This window comes from Gemmatimonadota bacterium (genome assembly GCA_026702745.1).
Taxonomy (GTDB): domain Bacteria; phylum JAAXHH01; class JAAXHH01; order JAAXHH01; family JAAXHH01; genus JAAXHH01.
Window position 1 is genome coordinate 1 of record JAPPBT010000095.1, and the last position, 3401, is coordinate 3401.

At 61.0% G+C, this 3401-nt stretch carries 4 protein-coding genes; 1 reads left to right on the forward strand and 3 read right to left on the reverse strand.

What is annotated here, in order from left to right:
• Nucleotides 1-166: 166 nt before the first annotated feature.
• Nucleotides 167-373, reverse strand: a complete 207-nt coding sequence (locus tag OXH56_15575) for a cold shock domain-containing protein (GenBank protein MCY3556728.1) — start codon at nt 371-373, stop codon at nt 167-169.
• Nucleotides 374-719: 346 nt separating this feature from the next.
• On the opposite strand from OXH56_15575, the gene OXH56_15580 reads away from it, so the two are divergent.
• Nucleotides 720-2144, forward strand: coding sequence for an aminotransferase class V-fold PLP-dependent enzyme (locus OXH56_15580; protein MCY3556729.1), 1425 nt, complete (start codon nt 720-722; stop codon nt 2142-2144).
• Between the two features lie 12 nt (nt 2145-2156).
• On the opposite strand, the gene OXH56_15585 is transcribed toward OXH56_15580, so the two are convergent.
• Nucleotides 2157-2984 (reverse strand): SDR family oxidoreductase, encoded by an 828-nt coding sequence (locus OXH56_15585; GenBank protein ID MCY3556730.1) that lies wholly within the window; start codon nt 2982-2984, stop codon nt 2157-2159.
• Nucleotides 2985-2990: 6 nt separating this feature from the next.
• Nucleotides 2991-3401: hypothetical protein (locus tag OXH56_15590; protein ID MCY3556731.1), on the reverse strand; the 411-nt coding region annotated here is incomplete at its 5' end.

Consider the following 3401-nt stretch of genomic DNA (forward strand, 5'->3'; position numbering starts at 1 on the left):
GCATACTGTCATCTCCAGGACGCCCGGCGTTCGGGCGGGTCCGTTCGGGGTCGGTGCGTAGGCGGCGCGTCCGTTGGCGGCGCGTCCATTGATACACAAAAGCCCGTGTACTGTGCGGATCAGTCCACGGGCTATCACACTTGCGTACTGTGCTGTGTCGGTGTCTCTAACCGGACACCTTGGTTACGTTAGCGGCCTGGAGTCCCTTGGGACCTTCAGTAATGTCAAAGGTGACTTCATCGCCTTCATTCAGCGTCTTGAATCCCTGTGCGACGATCGCTGAATAGTGCACGAACACATCGTCCCCATCGTCACGCGCGATGAATCCGAACCCCTTGCGTTCGTTAAACCACTTTACCGTGCCGCGTTCCATACTGACACTCCTACCCTTCTCAGGAAGAAATAGTCTCCCTGACAAACCCCAATAAATACGCGGCACCGGCAAAGACGGTGGGATGCCTGGTCACGGTCGCGCATGGGTTGTCTTGGAGAGAGGATGAAGAGAAATGCTCCTTCGGGCAAATATACGGAAAGGGGGTGTCTTGTCAAGTGATTTCTTGGCCATCGAATCAAAAACAGGTTGCCTAAAATCGCGCCTTGACGCATAAATAAGAGTATCTCTTACCTACTATATACAGATCGCCTTCAACCGGATGAAAACCGTGCTGTAACCATCCGGTGCAGCGCCGGTTGCGGACGGCTGATTCGGAGGTAATCCCATGAATACCCTCTCGCCGGATCTGAACTTCGATCCAAGATTCGAAGATCCCAGGGAACTGGCGGCACTCAACCGCAGGGGTTTCCTGGGCCGCTTTCTCGGCGGCACGCTGGCAGGCACCGCCCTGCTTTCGCTGGGAGTGAAATCCGCCAGTGCGGCGGTGGACATGAACGACATGGGCGCGGCGGCCGCGCCCGATGACGAGCAGTTCTGGAAACTGGTCACCAAACAGTTCCTGATCCGCCCGGACCTCGCCTACATGAATACCGGGACGCGGGGACCATCGCCGCGCAGCGTCCACATGGCGCAGATCGACGCGTTGAATCGCATCAATAACGATTACGTGGATTTCAGGCGGAATCACTATACCATGGACTATGCCGACGCGTTCATGGCCAAATTCGCCGCGTACGTCGGCTGCAAACCCAACGAACTCGCCCTGGCCAACAACACCACGGACGGGATGATCACGGGCACGTTCGGTCCCGTCCTCGAACCCGGGGACGAGATCCTCTATACCAACCACTGCCACGGCGCCGGCACGAACCCCGTGTTGAACCGGGCACATCGGGACAAGCTGAAGGTAGGCGTCATCGACCTGTCCGACCCGAAGCTTCACCCGCCCAAGTCGCCGGACGATCTCCTGAAGGCCTTCGAAGCCGCGATCACGCCACGGACCAAGCTGCTCAGCTTCTGCCACACGAACTACACGGACGGGCTGTTCATGCCGGTCAAGGAGATCTGCGAGATGGCGCGGTCAAAGGGCGTCATTACACTGGTGGACGGCGCCCAGCCGCCGGGCATGGTCAAGCTCGACATGCACGACCTGGGATGCGACATGTACGCCGGCCCTTCGCACAAGTGGATGCTGGCCTCCATGCAGTCCGGTTTCTTCTATGTGAAAGAGGATATGTTCGACCGGATCCAGCCGGTCACCTCGACCACGCCCTTCGCGGGCAAGAACATGTACGGCGAGGATCTCTCCACGAACGAGCGGTGGCTCGATCGCATGGGTTCGGCGAGGCAGTATACGAGCCGCGGTTCCAGCTGCTATGCGAAGTGGACGGCCGTGAACGCGGCGCTCGATTTCCACAACCACCTGACCCCTGAAGGCATAGAGACCCGCATCCGCTACCTGGCTGGCAAGCTGGCCACGGGGCTGCGCAACATCGACGGCGTGGAAGTATTCGCTTCCGAGGACCCGAGGCTCCACGCGGGTCTGATCCCCTTCAGGATCAAGGGGGTACCGACGCGGGATCTGAATACGAAGCTGTGGGAGGATTACAACATCTACATCCGCAGCGTGACCCACCTGCAGGTCGGCTGGGACGCCAATCGCGCCTCGATGCACATCATGGTCACGGCGGCCGAGGTGGACAGACTCCTCGGCGCGGTCCAAGAGATTTCGAAATCGGTGAACGGATAGCCCGGACGGACTTCAGGGCACTTCCTCCCCGCCCGGCCTTTCAGTCTTCTTCACGTCAAGCCGCATCCAGAGGTGCTTCATGATCCATTCCAGGAGGCGGGGCGACAGCCAGTGGAAGAAGACGAAGAACTTGCCGTAGAAGGATACCACGACTTCCCGGCTTCCCCGGCGGGCGGCGCGGACGGTGGCCGCGGCCACGTATTCGGCGGAGATCGAAGGGGCGCTCATCCGCTGCCCCTTCTGTCTCATCAGGGGCGTGTCGTGGAAGGTCGTGTCGACCCGGGGCGGACACAGGACCGTTACGGTGATCCCGTGTTCGGCTACTTCCATGCGCAGGCTGTCCGAAAAGGCCTGCACGGCGAACTTGCTCGCGCAGTAGGCCGAGATGTGGGGCAGCGCCCGCTTGCCGGCGACGGATGAGATATTGACGATCCGTCCGCTTTTCTGCCTGGTCATGTGGGGCAGCACGGCCTGCGTGCACCAGATCAGGCCGAACAAATTCACCTCGAAGATCCGCTTCAATTCCTCCGGATCCATACCGTCCACAGTGCTCAACAGGCCGATTCCCGCGTTGTTGACCAGCACGTCTATACTTCCCTGGGACGCCGCGACCTCGTTCATCTTTTCGAACACGGCGGATCGGTCCGTGACGTCCACGGCCATGGGAAGCGCCCGCCCTCCCGCCTTCTCGATGTCTGCGGCGATACGCTCCAATCTCCCCTCGGATCGGGCTGCCAGGACGACCGTGGCGCCTTCGCGGGCAAAGGCCTCGGCCGCAGCCTGTCCTATACCGGTCGATGCACCGGTAACCACCACCACCTTGCCGCGCATCGAAGCCATGAGCGCCTAACCTTCCCGGTCCTGTTCCAGGGAAACCATGCGGCCCGTTTCGCTGGACCGATACGCGGCTTCGATGATCCGCAGCACGCGCAGGGCGTTCTCACCGTCATCGTACGGGGCTTGCGGAACCTCCGAGCTGCCCGGGCTAACCGGGTCGTCCGGGTCCTCCGGACCGTCCGGGCTGGCCGAACCGGCGGATTGACCGCCGCCCATGGCCGAGGTGATGAACCGGCCGACGAAATCCTGACCGTACCGGCCCCCGTATGCTTCGGATTCCGCGACGACGTACTTCAGTTCACGGCGGGGCGTGTCGTTCCAGACCTTCGATGTGCTCTCGACAACAATGGGCCGATCCTCGTCGGTGGGATACCAGGTGATGTTGCCCTCCAGACCGCGGAAACCCAGGTAGGTGTCGTA